Raw genomic sequence first — 17,957 nt, forward strand, 5'->3', positions numbered from 1 at the left:
AGCACGAGACAGCTGAGAAAACAATACGCTACATTAGCCTATTGGAGGTGTTACGGTGGTTAAAAAATTGACATTTGATTATATCATTATAGGAACAGGACCGGCTGGCGCGGTAATCGCCAAAACTTTAACGGATGATCACAAGACCTCGGCGCTTCTTATAGAAGCAGGCGAGAATAATGATAAGGATAAGCCAATCAGGGATTCCGCATATGCTCTAGAGTTGGAAGAGCGATTTTACCCGCAATATTTTTGGCAAGGGGAAGGGGTGCCTCAAGAAGGGCTGGATGACCGGATGTTCGAATGGACAACGGGTCGGTTATTGGGCGGAGGTTCGTCGATTAATGGAGAACAATACGTAAGACCTACATCGGCGGTTTTGAGGCAGTGGGAACGATTGCTCGGTTCCATGTGGTCGCCTAAACGTGCGATCCTTCACTTCAAACAATTGGAGAAATATAACGGCCGATCAGACAATCAACGGTCCCGCGGTTTTAGAGGGAGAATTGACATCAGGCAAGCACCGAGAAATCCAACGGCCATGACTGAGAAATTCACGGCGGCTGTTGAGCAAGCTACAGGGTATCCGGAAATTCTCGACTATAATGATCCTCGAACCCCGCTAGGGCCATTTACGCGTTGGCAGCTATATCAAAACCCGAACGGAACAAGAGAAAATTCGTCCAGCGCTTTTTTATCGTCGGATATTATGCTTCCGAATGGGCGAGGGGTGAAGGGGCGAAAGCTACGGGTCTTTTTTAAGACGACCGCACTTCGCGTTCTCTTTACCAATAAACGTGCGAACGGAGTGGAGCTATTAAAGGAAGGTAAGAGACTTAGAGCCTTTGCTCGGAAAAAGGTGATTATCTCAGCCGGAATAAACAGCGCACAGCTTCTCATGCTCTCGGGAATCGGGCCAGCGAAAATGCTTCAACAAGCGGGCATACCGGTCGTATTCAATAATCCTAATGTAGGGAAGAAGCTAAGAAACCATACGCTTAATTTTGCCTCCTTCACAACCAACCCCGTAGATGAGGCATTGCCTTCGAACGATTCGAATGCTTTGTATACAGGAGGAGCTTTTTTACCCGATCCTACCGGAAAAGATCCTGACAAACGAGCGGTTCAACTTGTCGGTATTGCGGCCGACGGAATATTAACGCTAGCGATTATATTCTTACGTCCTAAAAGCCACGGAAGTATTGCTATCCAGAATAATGATCCCTTAAAAATAGTGCTGGCGGATGAAGGTTTTCTGGCTAACCAAGATGATCTGGACTCCGTTAAAAATATATACAAAATCTACATTAAGGAGATTGCGGCGCAGCTTGAGGCCATCGATCCCTCCTATAGGCTCGTTTCTCCAACATTGGATGTGATCAATGACGATTCGCAATTGGAGGCGTTCATAAAGCAAAATTTCGACCATAACCATCACCAACAAGGATCGTTGCGTATGGCTCCTTTAAACCGCGGGGGAGTTGTTGATCGACGAGGCAGCGTCCATGGGGTAAGAGATCTGATTGTTGCGGACGCCTCCATTATTCCATTCACGGTCGACGGCAATACCTCGGCTGCGGCTTTTCTGATCGGTTATACCATTGCCCGGCAAATCAAGAGACGAACTAATCATCTCTACAAAGAAAATGAGGAATAACCGGTAGACGTAAACAACACGAAAGAGAAGAGCTCGAGTCTTGAGCCCTTCTCTTTTTATATTTGTTAGAGTTTTTTTTGCAATAGTAGTGATCTGTCCAATACGCTTATCTATTTTGATCATAAGCTATTCAGAAAGTGAATAAAGGAGGATTCATATGGCAGAAAAAGTGAAGGTTAGCCCGCAGTTCAGAAGGCTTTGTACCCAATTTGGAAATATCCTAGGCGGCGAATCGGAAATCGAAGCAGGTCCGGTTTGTTTTGTCACGCGGATGACGAACTTAAGTGAGACAATCTTGGGCAGAAGAACGCGCTCTCCCTTGGTTCAAATGCAAATGTTCTCGTTTGAATCGCTCGATAAGAATGGCCGCGCGCTTTGCTTGGGTGAAACTGCCGTACATCAAAATCAGGTTAATCGACTGATGTCGAATCTCCGTAGACGCGGGATTAAAGTCACTGCGCTTCACAACCACTGGTTAAAAGAAAATCCCCGATTAATGTATATGCATTGGGAAGCCATTATGAATCCTGTTGTGTTCGCCAGAAGAACCAAAGATTCTATTAATTTCTTGGGTTAATGGTTGAGGTGAAGCTGTATTTTTAAGAAATAACGAAAGGATGATCTCTTATGGCAGGACAAGTGAAAGCAAGTCCGCAATTTATAAGGCTATGCAACCAATTTTCATCGATATTAGGCGGAACAGAGCATGAAATTACCAAAGGACCGGTGTGTTTTGTCACTAGAAATCGGATAGTAAACGCCTCTATTTTAGGAAGGCGTACCACATCTCCTTTGGTCCGTTATCAATTGTTTTCGTTTGAATCGCTGGACAGTTCGGGACGCGCACTCTGTCTAGGGGAAACGGCACTCTTCCAAAACCAAGCCAATCGATTGCTGTCAAACCTTCGTAAAAATGGGATTAAAGTAACGGCGCTCCACAATCACTGGTTGTTCGAGAATCCGCGTCTTATGTATATTCACTGGGAGTCGATCGATAATCCCATTGCCTTTGCAAGGAAAGTAAAACGTTCTATCGCTTTCTTGGGTTAGAGGCCGCGTCGGACGCGGGTTTGGGGGCTGTGACAGGTTGCCGTGAGGCGGGCTGTTGCAGCCCTTTTTGGGCTGTTCTGCAAACAGCTTGCAAACAAGAAATCGAGGAAAGTACATTTACATTATTAATGTGTAATTAAGATTGGCTAAGTGTTGTCTGTGGATATCCATTAAGATTTCATTAAGATATGACGATGCAAACGATGCTAGGATGAGAAAGGACATGTGGGTAAGTAGCAATAAAAAGTATAACTAGAAGGTAGGATGAGTAACGATCATGAACAAGAAATCTCTTATCCGCTCTATCGTATTGGCTCTTGGTTTGACTTTAGCCGTGCCGTATGGCGGCAGCATGATTTCAGCAAAGGCGTCAGCCGATTTCAGCGACCTAAAGGACTTGGACGCAGCGACGAAGGCCAAGTTCGATGCGTTGATATCAGCAGGCGTCTTTGACGGTGTATCCGATAGCAATTTCGGATTGAAAGAAGAGATGAATCGCGCCCAATTCGCAAAGGTGGCAGCGCTGATTTTCGGACTAAAAGTCGATACAGATCTCAAGGAATCATCCTTCAAAGACGTAAAGTCCGACGCTTCCGGGTCCGGCTATGCGTTACCTTATATCGAAGCGGTGAAGCAAGCAGGAATAACGGATGGCGTGGGTGGAGGTAACTTCGACCCTGCGGGCAAGGTGACCAAGGAGCAATTAGCCACGTTTCTAGTTCGAGGATTGGGCTTGTATAAGGAAGCAGAGGCGGCCCCAGGTGTTAACGATCAGACCGTTTCCGACTGGGCTAAAGGTTACGTCGATTTGGCTCTCAAGCTTGACTTACTAAATAACGATGCAAAAGGTACGTTCGGTGGAAGTGCACCAGCAGATCGAGGACTGCTCGCTATTGGAGCCTTCGAATCCGCTAAAACGTTCGAAGAGTCCCAACCTCTGTTTGTGACAGGAGGACTCTTTGAGGCAGCCGACAAGTTGAATCTGAAGTTAACTGTACGGATCGACCCCAAGTCAATCGACCTGTCCAAAATTAAAATCAACGGTGTGCCGCTCGATCCAAAGCTTGACAGCATCGAGCTGTCCGAGGACATGAAAACGATCATTATTAAGTTGCATAAAGCTTTACCATTCGATGATCCGTCCAACATGCCGTTAATCGATATAAGCGACCTGATGACGCTATATGGCAACTCGGTGAAGAATGATGAGAGTAACCCGATCCCGGTTACAGCAAGCGAATCTATAACCACACCTGAGACCACTACACCATCGACATCGGAGCCTGCGACGAACCCGAACCCGGACACGTATCCAAATCCAAATCCAAATCCAAATCCGAACCCGAACCCGAACCCGAATCCGAACCCGAACCCGAACCCGGACACGAACCCGGACCCGAACACGGATTCGAACTCGAATCCGGACTCGAATTCGAACCCAAACCCAAACCCGAACGCAGGCACCTAATCTGACGATTGTTGTCGTGAAAGTGGGCAAACAGTAGCTGGAGCGATTGGATTTCTTACAGTGACAATCCGATTGCTACGGGTGAGGGGTAAGAACCGAGAAGCCGCGTCAGACGCGGGCTTGGGGGCTGTAACAGGTTAGAAGCAAGTGACCTGTTGCAGCCCTCTTTAGGCGTTCCGTTCAACAGCTTGCAGACAAGAACCCGACGGAAGCTTTTGCAGGAACCCCGGAACCCGCCACAGTTGGGCGGTCTGATCAGCTGGTTGTTAAATGTTTGTTCACTCTTCTTCGGTCCACACTCAGTCGATAAGCTCAGGTTGTTTAAGGCAGCGTATCAAGCAACAATTTTGTTGACTATCTACTTTTATACACATATACTTAGGTTACCTATTTAATTGCTAACCAAACTATTTGGAGATCTATGTATTTTGGGAGCGTAAGGAGTTAGTCTATTATGCGCATGCGTGGAGTGACCTATGACACGGGATTTCTAAGTGAAGGAACCAGCACACACCCCAACTTTGATACGGCGAGAGTGTATAGGGAGATGGAAATTATACGGCGCGACCTGCATTGCACTGCCGTACGCGTGACAGGCGGCGAGCCTGATCGCTTGGAGATCGCCGCGCAAGCGGCAGCGGCAGCGGGCCTCGAGGTGTGGTTCTCACCGTTCACAAACGATCTTGATCAAGAAGAGTTGCTTGCCTTGCTCGCGGACTGTGCCGCACGGGCCGAACGTCTGCGGGTTACGGGGGCGGAGGTGATCATGGTCACGGGTGCCGAACTGATGCTCTTTACCCGCGGCTTCTTGCCCGGCGAGACTCTGCAAGAACGCATCGCGGCTTTGTCCGAACAGACGGTTAGCCGTGCTGCGTTCGCGAAACTACCGACTCTGACCAACGACTTCCTAGCACGTGCTGTAGATGTCGTGCGAGCCCGATTCGGGGGTCGTGTTACGTACGCGGCCCTGCCTAGCGAACCTGTGAACTGGGAGCCTTTCGACTTCATCGCTGTCGACGCCTACAACTCTACTGAGATTGCGGATCTCTATGAGGATTCAATCAAGAAGCTGGCCAGCTCAAATAAGCCACTGGTGATCTCCGAGTTCGGATGCACGACCTTTAAGGGTGCATTCGATCTGGGAGCACGAGGAATGTTCATCGTCGAGTGGGACGGTGCGCGTGCCGTTCGACTGACAGGCAGCTTCGAGCGTGATGAGTCCGAGCAGAGCCAATATTTCAACGATAGCGTCGACGTGTTCGAAGATGCTGGAGTCGACACAGCATTCTGGTGTACCTTTGCTAGCCACAACCTGCCGTTCGACGAAGACCCCAATCACGATTTTGATCGAGCGTCTTACGGGATCGTGCGGGTGCTGAAAGAAAGCCATGGATCGACTTACCCCGACATGCCATGGGAGCCGAAGGAAGTATTTTACACCATCGCAGCTCGATATGCAGCTGTAATGGAATCTTAGCATAATAGCGTAATTGCATCTGGAACCGATCTACAAAATGATGCAGTTTCCAATGAATTCGTATTCGAGGAGTGAATGGATTGTCGGATGAGCAGAAGAAAATTGCTAAGCAGTTAATGGAATCGTACTTCCAATCGCAAGTTAGTGGAAATATGGTGCAGAATCGCTCGATATACAATCAAAAGCCAGGCGAGATAATGGTTCTCTATTTCATCAGCATGAATGCCAAGGATGACAGTCCGGGATTGATGGTTTCGGAAATAAGCGGAAAACTGAATGTCACTTCTCCAACGGTAACGCAGCATATCAACAGTCTGGAAGCACAGGAGCTTGTCGAGCGTCATGCCGATCCTGCCGATCGGCGAGTTGTCAGAATCCAGCTTTCGGATAAAGGTAAAAAGTATATACAACGCATTAATGAGGCCCGCCTCAATATGTTCGTTGATCTCGTTAAGCATCTAGGGGAGGAAGAAAGCCTGCTCTTTGCCGAGATGATGAGTAAAGCTTCGGATTATATGCTCAAACAACAGGAATTTTATATCCGGAGTTTCTTCGTGGGTGAGAATGATGAGAAGTGAGTAAGCGACTAACTCTATTTCTTGGAAGGCAAGAATAGGCTTGCTGGGAAGGGAGGATTTTATTATGAAGTATACGGTTATTACGGGAGCCAGTTCGGGGACTGGGTATGAAGCGGCTCTTGCTTTTGCGGCTCGTGGAAAAAATGCACATGAGCGTTGGCATATTCTCCGAGGCATTCCCGCCGCGTTGCTCCGAACCCCTACTTTTCAACGTTGGAACATTCCAATAATAGGGGTTCGTGGGAGATAAAAAGCGGAGCGATTGGATTAGCTATGAGGAGAAGGCGAATTGGAGAAACGGACATGAATGGAGACAACTTCTGACCGCGACCCAATCCGGATCGGCGGGCCCCAGAAGCCGTAGCCGGAAGATACGATTGAATGCAGCTGCCCTTTCTGCAAGTGGCCCAAATCATTCTCAAACAACCTAGCGGTTATTAGATTGCCGGGTGCGATCTGTCCATGATGCGTATGGCCGGATACCACCAAATCAATACCTTGCTCCTCCGCAATATCCAAGTCTACCGGTTGATGCTCCAGCATAAATACCGGCCCCGAGCGATCGATATTTTCTGTTAAATGAGCCAGTTCCGCTCTATTCGTATCACTGTAATCCTTCCGCCCGACCAGCGTCAACCAGCCTCCAATCTCAATCGTCTCGTCATAAAGCACCTGGATCCCGCTCTCCTCAATAAGCCCGATCAGTTCCTCCGTTTCACCTTTGAACCGATCATGATTACCCAGAGAGGCGAAGACGCCAAGAGGCGCTTCAATCCCTGATAAAATATCGCCGATCCCCTTGTCTTTATAAGGCACAATATCGTCATCTACAATATCGCCAGGTAACAATACGATGTCCGGTTCCAACGCGTTTATTTCCTTAACCATCCGTTCCGCATGCCCTTTTCCCGATAAATAGCCAAAATGCATATCGGACGCCATCACGATATGAAGCTCACCGTTCACTGGGCCTTCCTTGTCGATATGTATGTCATAGGATCGCACTGTCGGACTAAAAGCATTGAAGCTTCCATAACCGAGCAGAACGACTAGCAGGATCAATGTGATGATTCCCGACCACTTCTGTACGGAATGGCGCGGCAGCTGTGTCAGCTTCGTTAACCAGACCGTAAGGTGGACGAGCGGCAGCAGCATGACCAATAAGCTGAATAGGGCTATCCAATAGCTGCCGATGACGCTTAAAATGGTTGACCCCGCGACAACTCTGGAGAGAATGAGAGAGCTTGCCAGAAAGACGAGCGCAATGATATAGAATAGCCGGAACCTGCGCGATACCGCCGGCTTTATCCATGTCCAGCCGCTCCATCCGATGTAGAATACGATTAAGGCGTACAGAACGATAAATACGAGCCCGATGACGATAAACATGTTGTCCCCCTTTATAATACTGCCTTCTATTATTTCTCGGATTCCAATTATTACGTACGAACTCCATAATTGGTGCCACGATGTGAAGCAGGAGGGAGGGGCGATGTTTTTGAACAGGAGTGGGTAAAGGAGCCTGAACTCGGGAAATCTGGGTTATGAGGATTTGTGGAGGGATTAGAGCGCTAATCCGGATAATCCGGTGGGACAGGAGAAGCATAAGCGTAGGGAGGCCGCGTCCGACGCGGTTTGGGGCTGTGACAGATTGCCGAGGGGCAGGCTGTTGCAGCCCTCTTTAGGTTTCTTTGCTAATATGTGCTGTGCTATCGGGCTAACTTCGCTCCCCAGCTCTCGGGATCAACATCTCGAATATGTTTTGCGAACATCCAGATATGGCCTTCTAAATCCTGTGCCGAATATTGACGTTCGCTATATTCCGTGTCGAATAACTCTTCGACAATTTGGGCGCCTGAAGATTTCGCATGGCGATAATGTTCGTCAATATCTTCCACGAATACCATAAGAGATTGCGTGGCAGCACCGAGCTTGACTGGGCTCGTCAGCGTTCGACCCGAATTTTTCAGCATGATCCAGGCATCACCGTGATGCATCATGACGCCATGGAGCTGCCCGCCCGAGAGCTCGAAGCGAAAATGCTCCACGAAACCGAACGTATCGATTAACCAGGTGAGCGCTTCGGACATGTTCTCATAATAGATATGCGGAAGAATGTAATCGGCAGGTACGGAGCGGTTCTTCTTCATGGAGTGCCTCCTCAACAACCTTATTTACTAATCATGACTTCACTTGTAAGGTGTAATTTCCCCGGTTAATCGCTTTCATTTTATCATAATAGAGCTGTATTTAAAAAAGGAATCGGACAGCCGGAGTAATAGGGTTTCCCTCAAGAATATTCCGTAGGGTAGGGGAGAGGAAGAAACAAATGAGGTCTGGCAATAAGGAGTAATAACAGAAACATTAATTCAATAAATCTACCTAAATTTCTAAATAATGTATTTAATATCACCGGCAGGCCGATAACCCACCTCCTTCGAGTGGTTACCGGCCTTATCATTCACATTGTTATTTTTTATCCGGTATAGCGATCGGTAAATCAAGCCAGGCAACGCCGATATCGCGGAAAAAATGATCGAAGCCGTCGCCTTCCACGCCATCGTAATAAACGGCTAGTTTATTGCCTTTGCGGAATACGCTAGGTGCGCCAATAACGGACTTGGACCACGTACACATGCTGCCGTCAAACACGAGGGCTTTGTTGTCGACATCCCATTGCTGAATATCCTTCGTCCAATATACCCAGATCGCGTCCGTGTATTCCTTGATTTCGTTGATCCCTACGTGATTGGTGAACAAGAACCATGTACCGGTTTCTTCCTCGTAGAATACCGTGCTGTTCTCGATCTGTTCCTCAAGAGGGAATAAAGGTTCGGGGTCTACCGTCCATTCTTTGTCCAAATCCTTCGTGCGGGCAATGCCCAGCGTGCGTTTCGTAATGTTATTAGAATCTAGCACCGATGCGCTGAAAAATTGCAAATACTCGTCGCCGTCTTTAACAATTGCTCCCGAGCTTGCGGTGGTGCTGTAGTACGTATTTTCCTTCATCCGGAACGGAACGATATCCTGTTTGATCCAAGGGCCGTAAGGAGAATCGGACTTGGCCTTCATCGTCACATAGGGGAAATCCGGGATATCATATGGGTGCTCGCGATGGTAATCGGAGCCGATATAGAACATATGCCAGACGCCGTCCTCGAGGTAGGTTACACCATATACCGCGCAGCTGGAATCGTCTTCGCCTTCTTGGCCCAGCTCCAGAATGACACCCTTTTTATCCCAATTTATTAAATCTTTACTCGTTGCAAGATAGTTTCTCCAGCCGGTCTTGTCGTCAGATGCGTCGTAATGCATGAAATAAGTGCCGTCACACTCAAAAACAAGGGGCTCCCTAATCCCGTAACCATCAAGTTCCTCACTGCCTCGTTTTAATACGATGCCTTGATCCACTGCGGGTATTGTTAGCTGTGCTTCCGGTCTGCCATCCATATATTTATTGCTCAAATTCATCACGCCTTCCCTCGTTTGTTGAGTGTCACTGCATGGCATGTGACGCAATGGGTCTCATAATAACGGTTACATTCGAAACTTTCAAGACCATATTTTTCAGATCATCGTCAAGCGCTGTCTCCTTAGGAAGCTCGAGGGACGTATGACAAATTTTGTTTGACAGCGGTTTCAGGAGGTTGTACAATTCGATTAATTGGTCAGACAACTTACTGGTTATGAACTGGAGAGATGAGCATGTTGAAGTCGTTAAAGAGACAGAAGCTGCACGAATCCATTACGGAGGAAGTGCTCAAATTCATAGAGCAGAAGGGATACAGCCAAGGAGACCGGCTGCCTACGGAGCGATTCTTTTGTGAACAGTTTCAGATCAGCCGTCCTTCATTCCGGGAAGCGATGAAGAAGCTGGAGAGCTACGGCGTCATTGAAATTAAACCGGGCAGCGGGATGTACTTACGTGCGGAGAAAACGATATTGGCGGAAATGACGAACTTCACGCTGAAGGTTGCGATGGAGAAGAAAGCTATATTCGAACTGATTGACATGCGTGAAATGATGGAGAAGCATGCGATCGAACAAATCATAAAGAATAAGCAAACCTTTTATCTGGATAAGCTTGGGGAGATCGTGGATGAATACGACCGCATCATAAGCAAAGGCGGCATTCCCCGCAAAGAGGATTACCTGTTCCACCTTACGCTGTATGAAGGATCCGACAATGGCTTGATGCTCACCTTGTTTCAATCGATCAAGGAAATGGACTCCTTATGGGCGGATCGCGTCATTGACGGATTGGATGTACATGTGTTTGGCAGAGAGACCGAGCCGCTGCACCGTCTCATCTATGAAGCAATGAAAAGCGGCGATACGAAGAAGGCTAAGAAGCTGATCAGCACGCACTTTGATATTATGCGCGACGACCTTAAGAAAATCGGGGGATAGCTTCTCTCCAATTCCAAATTGGTCAGACAACTATCCACAAAGTCCGGTTTTTGAGGAGGTGAGTGAAATAATGCCCAGCTGCTAGCCCAATGTATGGACCACAACTTATAAGGGGGATTACCGCATGTTGAAGAAAATTACAATGGGGATACTTGCCAGCCTAATGCTAGTGATCAGCGCTTGTTCATCATCCAATTCCAATGGAGAAGACAAGGGCAGCAATAATGAAAAGGTGGAGATCAGTTTTCTTGACGTTACACCATCTCCGGACCGGACCAAATACTTCAATGAAATCATAGCCGCATTCGAACAGGAGAACCCGGATATTAAAGTAAAGCTGGAGACGGTTCCTTGGGATCAGGCCTTTAATAAGCTGACGATGCAGGGAGCGAGCAAAACGCTGCCCGATGTCATGAACATGTATCCGGCTTGGTTGAATACCTTCGTTCCGGCAGGTTATTTGGAACCGCTTACCGCTAATTATGACGCATGGCCCGATAAGGCGAAATTGACGAGCTTCGTATCCAATATCACGATGGATGAGCAGCAGCGTAAATTGTACAAGGACATCTACTATATGCCGGATGCTCTGATGTCAGGCGCTTTGTTCGTCCGCAAGGATTGGTTCGAAGAAGCCAAGCTGCCGCTTCCGAAGACATGGGAAGAGATCTTCGCAGCTTCAGAGAAGCTGACCGATCCATCCAAGAACCGGTATGGATGGGCTTACCGCGGCGCGCGTGCAGGATTTGACCAAATCCTGGCTTATATTACGTCCGTTACGGGCGGAGAGACGTATGAGAAGGATGGCAAATCCGTGTTGTACAGACCGGAAGCGCTGGAAGCTTTCGTTAAATTCACGGATATCTATAAAAAAGGCTGGGCCCCGAAGGATTCCATCAACTGGGGTTATCAGGAGATGGTGCAAGGCTTTACATCCGGCGTCACCGGTATTCTGAACCAAACGACGGAAGTTATTGCCGCAGCCAAGTCTTCTATGGCTGATGATAGCTGGACTGTCATCCCTTGGCCGAAAGGCGCAGACGGCAAGAGATACATCGGCGCAGGAGCAAGCTGGGGCTACAGCGTCTCGGCCGAATCCGAGCATAAGGAAGCTTCATGGAAGTTTATCGCGTTTCTGTCCACACCAGAGAATAACCTGAAGTACGCAAATGCCATGACGATGATTCCGATCTTCAAGAGCGAAGGCGGAGCAGCCGTAGATGGTCCGATGCAGGGCTTTATCGACACCTTGGATGATCCGGACAGCTATCTGGTTGCCAATCTTGGTAACTTCCCGGAGCTTGGTGAATTCCGTGAAGGCTTCATGGATGCCGAAGTACAGAAGTACTTGCTCAACAAACAGACAGCAGAACAAACTCTGAAGAACTTGGGCGACTTCCTCACGAATGCCCAGCAGAAATATATGAAAGATAACCCGGATGCAGGGGTACCGCAAGTGACGAAGCCGCAAATGAGATAATAGCCGGACCAGCCAAGGAGCAGGGAAAAGAGATTTTCCCTGCTGCTTACATTCATCTCCGGCAAGGAGGACCCCTCGAATGAAACGGATTAAATCGAAAGAGCCTTATTATATGCTGGCCCCAAGCTTCCTGCTATTGTGTATTTTTTTACTGTATCCCTTGTTGAGTTCCTTCTTGTATGCCTTCCAAAGCTATAAGCTGACTGCACCGAACGCGATTGGCTTTAACGGGATCAATAACTTCAAGGCCGTATTTCAAGACTCCAATTTTGGCTTGATACTTAAAAACTCTTTTATCTGGGTTGTACTGACGGTAGGCGGACAGTTTATTCTCGGCTTCATTCTAGCCTTGGCGCTGCGCCGGCCTTTCCCGGGAAGGAACTTCTATCAGGCCATCGTATTTCTCCCATGGGCGATCTCTTCCTTCGTCGTCGGGCTCACCTTCCGCTGGCTGCTCAATGCAGAGTATGGCCCGGTTAATGATCTGCTGCTCAGGCTGGGCATTATTAAGGATAAAATCTATTTTTTGTCCGATCCGGAGCTGGCTTTGTATACCGTGATTGTGACAATGACCTGGTACGGCATTCCTTTCTTCGCGATCATGCTGCTTGCGGCTATGCAATCTATACCTGAGGATCTGTACGAAGCCGCCGATATCGACGGAGCGGGAATCTGGTCTAAATTCTGGCATATTACGTTCAGCTATATTAAACAAACGATTATACTGACATTGCTGCTCAGGACAATATGGGTATTTGCTTCGGCTGATCTTATTTATATTATGACGGCAGGCGGTCCGGCCAACTCATCTAGCATTCTATCCTCCTACATGTTCATGAAAGCTTATTCATCCTTGGATTATGGACAGGCATCGGCGATCGGTTTATTCTTCATGGCGCTGCTGATCCTATTCTGCTACTTGTTCATGAAGGCGACTAAATTCGAGAAGGCGGGTAATTTCTAATGATAAGAACCCAACGCGCCTTTTTTATAACTGTCCGTATCTGTATTCTGATGTTTTACCTGTTGATGGTGCTGCTGCCGTTTTACTGGCTGTTCATTACGTCCGTTAAACCCCGTATGGATATTCTAACGACCAATATCCAATACTGGCCCAAGAACTTCACGCTTGATAATTACAGAGTGTTATGGTCCTCATCCAATTTCGATGTTTTCCTGAAGAACAGCATCCTGGTTTCTCTTGGAACCGGCGTGTTTACGACCTGCTTCGCGATTCTTGGCGGCTATGCGCTGGCACGTTATACGTTCAAGTTAAAAACCATGGCGGTGTACGGTCTGCTGCTCACGCAAATGATTCCCGGCGTTCTGGTTATGATTCCGACTGCGATCTTATTCAGCAAGGTTGGTCTCATGAATAGTCTGGGCGGCCTGATCATTATTTACATCGTCGGCAATATTCCATTCTGCCTGATTCTGATGCGCAGCTTCTTCGACCGGATACCTGTTGATCTGGAGGAGGCGGCTTTGATCGACGGCTGCAGCAAGCTGGGGGCGCTCTTCCGGATTGTACTGCCGATTATGCTGCCGGGCATTGTGGCCACCTTCGTATTTGCTTTTATCGGAGCGTGGAATGAACTGCTCTGCGCAATCATGTTTATCAGCAGCGATGAGCTTAAAACCATTCCTGTAGGACTCTCCATGTTTGTGCAAAATTATGATGTCAATTGGGGAGTCATGACGGCAGGTGCAGTTATGGCACTGCTTCCTTCATTAATTATGTTTGCCATCGTTCAACGATTCGTGGTCGAGGGATTGTCGGATGGAGCCGTTAAAGGATAATACGGGATTGGATTGATTAGAAGAGGCAGAAGGTGGAGAGAGCAGATGAGCAAGCTGATCGAGAAGGAAACCAAGGATGCGGGTAGCCAAACCATGCTTACCCATTATGGGGATGAAACGTTTCACGGTGCGGTTGTTCCACCTGTATTTATAAATACATTATTTGCATTCGATTCCTATGAAGCCTTCCAGAAATCGCAATTCCAGGAGGAAGCTTATTATTATTCGAGGGTATCCAATCCCACGCAGGAAATCGCAGAGAAGAAGCTTGCGGCATTGGAAAAGGGCGAGGCGGCGAAGCTGTTCTCTTCTGGAATGGCCGCGATTTCGTCCACGCTGCTTCACTGCCTGGGCCAAGGCGACCATGTCGTCTGCAGCTATCCGATTTATAACGGTACGTATCAGCTGCTTCAGAAGTTCATGAATAAATTCGGAATTACGGCGGATTTCGTTGATTTCAGACAGCTGGATCAAGTCCGCGCTGCAATTAAGCCGAATACGAGAGTATTGTATTGCGAGGGTTATTCTACTTTTTTCATGGACGTGTTCGATATCCCGGCCGTTGTTGCAATCGCGAAAGAGCATCAATTGCTGACGATCATGGATAACACCTGTGCGACGCCGGCCACGCTGCGGCCGATTGAATGGGGCATCGATATCGTGATCCACTCCGCTTCCAAGTACTTGTCCGGCCACAGTGACGTGACAGCCGGTGTTGTCATCTCTACGAAAGCATGGATCGATGAGCTCACGCAGAATGAAGTGGTTCTACTTGGATCCTCTCTGGCCCCATTGGAATCGTGGTTGCTGACGCGCGGACTGAAGACATTCGGAATTCGCATGAAGCAGCATGCTGAATCCGCGATGCGGATTGCTGTTATGTTGAGCCATCATCCACAAGTGGCCCGCGTGAATTTACCGTTACTCGAGCAGCATGAACAGCATGAGCTGGCCGTGCGGCAGTTCAGCGATATTACAGGTCTGTTCAGCTTTGAGCTGCATGGCGGCGTCACTGCGGTGAAACGATTGATGAACAGCATGAAGCTATTCCAGATTGGCGTGAGCTGGGGAGGCTTCGAGAGCTTGATCTATTCCCCGGGCCTTGGCATTCATCCCGATCAGACATCACGAACCGAGTGGGAAACCAGGCTGGAGCGCACGGTGCGGATCTCTGTCGGACTTGAGGATATTGAGGATCTCATGGAGGATTTCAAGCAGGCGCTGGATGGTTTGTGAGGCAAATGTTGCGGAACATCCTCTAGCCGATGGCGCTAGAGACAAGCAGTGGAACATCCTAGCATCCTAGCGATGTTGAATACAGAGCATAGGAGGTTACGGCCTCTCTTGCTCTGTTTTTTGTTTAAAATGAGCATGGAGTCAACACTCCGCGCTCAGCAGGAGGAATTCACGGAATAAAGAAATGAGTATCGTCGGGCAAAGATGATACTATACATAGGCCAAAAGGCATGGTATATTCGATCTTGATGAAAATTTATCCAGTTAAATCGACTGATTTCTCAGTGAGAAGCGATGCTGCTGAAACTGGAATAAGTACGGGTGGGGGCAAAACGACCTAGAAATCTACATTAGATATCGTTTTCCGATAATTAAAACTAAATATCGACAAAATAATACATTATAACTATAATCAAATAGAAATGGAAAATGATATAATAAAAGGGGAGTTTATACTTATGAAGGTAAGGTTGAAAAATGCGGTAGGCGGATTGAAGGAAGTGAAGGTCGGGTTTAGTTGGACGACTTTCTTTTTTGGGTTTTTCCCTGCTCTTTTCAGAGGAGACCTGAAATGGGCAGTAATTATGTTTATTACTTCGGTTGCAATCGGAATATTCACATTAGGATTCGGAGCATGGATTCCAGGCATTATCTTTTCTTTTATTTATAACAAGATGTATATTAAAGAATTGCTGGAAAAAGGATACCGCCCAGCCGATGATCATGCTCAATCTGCATTGCAAACAAAAGGAATCATTGCTGCATAGGGCACCTCTCATCGGGTAGTAAGCCTGCCACATCGAACTTATCAGACTATTTCTAGTAGCCGCTCCTTCTAAGGGACGGTTACTTTTTTATTTCGTTTATAATGAAGGATATATATACTAAAATCATACCATTCGTCTTGTCGATTTCATTGCTAGTTATTCGTCGTCCATGTAGGAGCGGGTTTACCTCTCGGAGTTAGAACGGATCTAATCGAGTGGCCAAAATGAATGCAGGAGGGTAATTATATGCGATTTATGATGATCGTCAAAGGCACGAAGGATTCCGAGGCGGGCACTATGCCCAGCCAGGAGTTGCTCGAAGCGATGCTGCGCTATAACGAAGAATTGGCTAAGGCCGGGGTGCTGCTCGCTGCCGACGGCTTGCACGCAAGCTCGCAAGGCATTCGGATATCCTATCCGGAGCCTGGCGGGAAGCCGAAGGTTATGGACGGGCCATTCACCGAAGCGAAGGAAATCATAGCCGGATACACCCTTATTGAAGTGAAATCTAGGGAAGAAGCCATCGAATGGGCGATGCGCATGCCGGATCCCCACGGTTACGGAGAAGGGCAAATTGAGCTTCGCCAGATCATCGATGCGACCGATCTGACGCAGAATCCCGATACGCTTGCAATGGAAGCCTCGATTCGTGAGCAAATAGAAAGGCGCAAAACATGAGCGATTCCTCCGTCTTGCGTACAATCGATGCCATCTGGCGCATTGAATCGGCCAAGCTTATCGCCGGTCTGGCACGAATGGTTCGCGATGTCGGCCTAGCGGAGGATCTTGCGCAGGATGCGCTTGTCATCGCGTTGGAGCGGTGGCCGGCCACCGGCATCCCGGATAATCCGGGTGCTTGGCTCATGACGACGGCGAAACGCCGTGCGATCGATCTCCTGCGCAGGAACAAGCTGCGCGATCAGAAGTATGAGGAGTTCGGACGCGGAAGCGATTTGTATACCGAGAATGACATGGACCTTACCATGGATGGCGAGGTTGGAGACGATCTTCTCCGATTGATCTTCACGACCTGCCACCCCGTCTTATCCCAAGAGGCCAGAGTAGCGCTGACGCTGCGCCTGCTCGGAGGGCTCACAACGGATGAGATCGCGCATGCTTTTCTCGTCGCCGAATCAACGATCGCACAGCGAATCGTCCGGGCCAAACGGACGCTTAGTGCTAAGCGGGTGGACTTCGAGGTTCCTGTAGGTGAAGAGCTCCAGGATCGTCTGTCCACAGTGCTCGAAGTGATCTATCTGATGTTCAATGAAGGGTATTCAGCGACTTCCGGCGGCAGCTGGATTCGCCCGCTGTTGTGCCAGGAAGCGCTCAGGCTCGGGCGTATTCTGGCGGAAATTGCACCTGCCGAGCCGGAGGTTCACGGCTTGGTTGCTCTGATGGAAATCCAATCGTCGCGCTTCAAAACCCGGGTAAACGCTTCAGGAGAACCCATCCTTCTCATGGACCAAAACCGCGCGTTATGGGATCAGCTGCTGATCCGCCGCGGCTTGGCTGCCCTCGAGCGTGCCCGCAGGCTCGGACGGCCGCTCGGTCCGTATGCGCTTCAAGCTGCGATATCCGCATGCCACGCACAGGCTCGTCTCGCATCCGAGACCGATTGGGCGCGTATTGCCGCTTTATATGAGGCCTTGTCGCGCGTCATGCCGTCGCCTATCGTTGAATTGAACCGCGCGGTGGCCATCGCCATGGCATTCGGCCCGGCTTTCGGCTTGCAAATTGTCGATGAGCTGGCATCCGAACCGTCTTTGAAGGATTACCACCTGCTGCCGAGTGTGCGCGGCGATTTTCTCGTCAAATTGGACCGTATCGACGAAGCCCGCGGAGAGTTTGAGCGTGCGGCTTCGCTGACGCGAAATGTACGGGAACGGGAGCTCCTGCTGAAGCGCGCGGCGGAATGCTCGAACCAATAAGTTGAACACAACCCGCTGCGCAGGCAGAATGTTCTTACGATCGCTGTTGTTCCCGGTTTTCCTTGCATTCTTCCTGCTCCAATCCTTACATAGACGCGAATGG

General features: G+C 48.7%; 17 protein-coding genes and 1 pseudogene. 15 read left to right on the forward strand and 3 right to left on the reverse strand.

The window, feature by feature from the left end; translation table 11 throughout:
- Positions 1-55 precede the first annotated feature (55 nt).
- The 7 genes and pseudogenes from NNL21_RS23550 to NNL21_RS23580 form a co-directional block, all read left to right on the forward strand.
- Complete coding sequence (locus NNL21_RS23550) at positions 56-1,657, forward strand: GMC family oxidoreductase (RefSeq protein WP_204821091.1); 1,602 nt, start codon at positions 56-58, stop codon at positions 1,655-1,657.
- Between the two features lie 157 nt (positions 1,658-1,814).
- Positions 1,815-2,234, forward strand: coding sequence for a DUF1259 domain-containing protein (locus NNL21_RS23555; protein ID WP_204821090.1), 420 nt, complete (start codon positions 1,815-1,817; stop codon positions 2,232-2,234).
- A gap of 50 nt (positions 2,235-2,284) precedes the next feature.
- Positions 2,285-2,707, forward strand: coding sequence for a DUF1259 domain-containing protein (locus tag NNL21_RS23560; RefSeq protein WP_204821089.1), 423 nt, complete (start codon positions 2,285-2,287; stop codon positions 2,705-2,707).
- A gap of 277 nt (positions 2,708-2,984) precedes the next feature.
- The gene (locus NNL21_RS23565; RefSeq protein ID WP_204821088.1) at positions 2,985-4,175 is read left to right on the forward strand and encodes an S-layer homology domain-containing protein; all 1,191 of its coding nucleotides are present in this window, start codon (positions 2,985-2,987) and stop codon (positions 4,173-4,175) included.
- 454 nt (positions 4,176-4,629) lie between these two features.
- Positions 4,630-5,652 carry a glycoside hydrolase family 113 protein gene (locus NNL21_RS23570; protein ID WP_204821087.1) on the forward strand — a complete coding sequence of 341 codons (1,023 nt, stop codon included), beginning with the start codon at positions 4,630-4,632 and terminating at the stop codon, positions 5,650-5,652.
- Positions 5,653-5,723: 71 nt separating this feature from the next.
- Positions 5,724-6,230 (forward strand): MarR family winged helix-turn-helix transcriptional regulator, encoded by a 507-nt coding sequence (locus NNL21_RS23575; protein ID WP_373567594.1) that lies wholly within the window; start codon positions 5,724-5,726, stop codon positions 6,228-6,230.
- 64 nt (positions 6,231-6,294) lie between these two features.
- A pseudogene (locus NNL21_RS23580) lies at positions 6,295-6,375 on the forward strand (SDR family NAD(P)-dependent oxidoreductase); the annotation flags it as partial.
- A gap of 122 nt (positions 6,376-6,497) precedes the next feature.
- Here the strand turns inward: NNL21_RS23580 and NNL21_RS23585 are convergent.
- The 3 genes from NNL21_RS23585 to NNL21_RS23595 form a co-directional block, all read right to left on the reverse strand.
- Positions 6,498-7,619, reverse strand: a complete 1,122-nt coding sequence (locus NNL21_RS23585) for a metallophosphoesterase (RefSeq protein ID WP_204821085.1) — start codon at positions 7,617-7,619, stop codon at positions 6,498-6,500.
- 320 nt (positions 7,620-7,939) lie between these two features.
- The gene (locus tag NNL21_RS23590) at positions 7,940-8,380 is read right to left on the reverse strand and encodes a VOC family protein (RefSeq protein ID WP_204821084.1); all 441 of its coding nucleotides are present in this window, start codon (positions 8,378-8,380) and stop codon (positions 7,940-7,942) included.
- Positions 8,381-8,699: 319 nt separating this feature from the next.
- A complete protein-coding gene (locus NNL21_RS23595) occupies positions 8,700-9,701 on the reverse strand; it encodes a glycoside hydrolase family protein (RefSeq protein WP_204821083.1) in 1,002 nt (333 codons plus the stop codon).
- A 234-nt stretch (positions 9,702-9,935) separates the two neighbouring features.
- Between NNL21_RS23595 and NNL21_RS23600 the strand changes: the two genes are divergently transcribed.
- The 8 genes from NNL21_RS23600 (at position 9,936) to NNL21_RS23635 (ending at position 17,854) form a co-directional block, all read left to right on the forward strand.
- Positions 9,936-10,640, forward strand: a complete 705-nt coding sequence (locus NNL21_RS23600; protein WP_204821082.1) for a FadR/GntR family transcriptional regulator — start codon at positions 9,936-9,938, stop codon at positions 10,638-10,640.
- A 124-nt stretch (positions 10,641-10,764) separates the two neighbouring features.
- The gene (locus NNL21_RS23605) at positions 10,765-12,120 is read left to right on the forward strand and encodes an ABC transporter substrate-binding protein (RefSeq protein ID WP_204821081.1); all 1,356 of its coding nucleotides are present in this window, start codon (positions 10,765-10,767) and stop codon (positions 12,118-12,120) included.
- Positions 12,121-12,199: 79 nt separating this feature from the next.
- Complete coding sequence (locus tag NNL21_RS23610) at positions 12,200-13,084, forward strand: carbohydrate ABC transporter permease (protein ID WP_204821080.1); 885 nt, start codon at positions 12,200-12,202, stop codon at positions 13,082-13,084.
- On the forward strand, positions 13,084-13,920 hold the full coding sequence (locus NNL21_RS23615; RefSeq protein WP_204821079.1) for a carbohydrate ABC transporter permease: 837 nt from the start codon (positions 13,084-13,086) through the stop codon (positions 13,918-13,920). The genes NNL21_RS23610 and NNL21_RS23615 overlap by 1 nt, the downstream gene beginning before the upstream one ends.
- A gap of 45 nt (positions 13,921-13,965) precedes the next feature.
- A complete protein-coding gene (locus NNL21_RS23620; protein WP_204821078.1) occupies positions 13,966-15,156 on the forward strand; it encodes a trans-sulfuration enzyme family protein in 1,191 nt (396 codons plus the stop codon).
- Between the two features lie 458 nt (positions 15,157-15,614).
- The gene (locus NNL21_RS23625) at positions 15,615-15,923 is read left to right on the forward strand and encodes a DUF2628 domain-containing protein (RefSeq protein ID WP_204821077.1); all 309 of its coding nucleotides are present in this window, start codon (positions 15,615-15,617) and stop codon (positions 15,921-15,923) included.
- A gap of 246 nt (positions 15,924-16,169) precedes the next feature.
- Entirely contained in the window at positions 16,170-16,601 is a 432-nt protein-coding gene (locus tag NNL21_RS23630) for a YciI family protein (RefSeq protein WP_204821076.1), read from the forward strand.
- Positions 16,598-17,854 (forward strand): RNA polymerase sigma factor, encoded by a 1,257-nt coding sequence (locus NNL21_RS23635; RefSeq protein WP_204821075.1) that lies wholly within the window; start codon positions 16,598-16,600, stop codon positions 17,852-17,854. The genes NNL21_RS23630 and NNL21_RS23635 overlap by 4 nt, the downstream gene beginning before the upstream one ends.
- The last annotated feature ends 103 nt before the right edge of the window (positions 17,855-17,957 follow it).

The organism is Paenibacillus mendelii (genome assembly GCF_024498075.1).
GTDB classification, from domain to species: Bacteria; Bacillota; Bacilli; order Paenibacillales; family Paenibacillaceae; genus Paenibacillus_Z; species Paenibacillus_Z mendelii.

Excerpts from the sequence above, each read along its gene's own strand:
- NNL21_RS23560 (WP_204821089.1), top strand. The coding sequence starts at position 2,285 with ATGGCAGGACAAGTGAAAGCAAGTCCGCAATTTATAAGGCTATGCAAC.
- NNL21_RS23595 (WP_204821083.1), bottom strand. The coding sequence starts at position 9,701 with ATGAATTTGAGCAATAAATATATGGATGGCAGACCGGAAGCACAGCTA.
- NNL21_RS23610 (WP_204821080.1), top strand. The coding sequence starts at position 12,200 with ATGAAACGGATTAAATCGAAAGAGCCTTATTATATGCTGGCCCCAAGC.
- NNL21_RS23625 (WP_204821077.1), top strand. The coding sequence starts at position 15,615 with ATGAAGGTAAGGTTGAAAAATGCGGTAGGCGGATTGAAGGAAGTGAAG.
- NNL21_RS23630 (WP_204821076.1), top strand. The coding sequence starts at position 16,170 with ATGCGATTTATGATGATCGTCAAAGGCACGAAGGATTCCGAGGCGGGC.
- NNL21_RS23620 (WP_204821078.1), top strand. The coding sequence starts at position 13,966 with ATGAGCAAGCTGATCGAGAAGGAAACCAAGGATGCGGGTAGCCAAACC.
- NNL21_RS23635 (WP_204821075.1), top strand. The coding sequence starts at position 16,598 with ATGAGCGATTCCTCCGTCTTGCGTACAATCGATGCCATCTGGCGCATT.
- NNL21_RS23570 (WP_204821087.1), top strand. The coding sequence starts at position 4,630 with ATGCGCATGCGTGGAGTGACCTATGACACGGGATTTCTAAGTGAAGGA.
- NNL21_RS23590 (WP_204821084.1), bottom strand. The coding sequence starts at position 8,380 with ATGAAGAAGAACCGCTCCGTACCTGCCGATTACATTCTTCCGCATATC.
- NNL21_RS23555 (WP_204821090.1), top strand. The coding sequence starts at position 1,815 with ATGGCAGAAAAAGTGAAGGTTAGCCCGCAGTTCAGAAGGCTTTGTACC.
- NNL21_RS23615 (WP_204821079.1), top strand. The coding sequence starts at position 13,084 with ATGATAAGAACCCAACGCGCCTTTTTTATAACTGTCCGTATCTGTATT.
- NNL21_RS23600 (WP_204821082.1), top strand. The coding sequence starts at position 9,936 with ATGTTGAAGTCGTTAAAGAGACAGAAGCTGCACGAATCCATTACGGAG.
- NNL21_RS23585 (WP_204821085.1), bottom strand. The coding sequence starts at position 7,619 with ATGTTTATCGTCATCGGGCTCGTATTTATCGTTCTGTACGCCTTAATC.
- NNL21_RS23565 (WP_204821088.1), top strand. The coding sequence starts at position 2,985 with ATGAACAAGAAATCTCTTATCCGCTCTATCGTATTGGCTCTTGGTTTG.
- NNL21_RS23605 (WP_204821081.1), top strand. The coding sequence starts at position 10,765 with ATGTTGAAGAAAATTACAATGGGGATACTTGCCAGCCTAATGCTAGTG.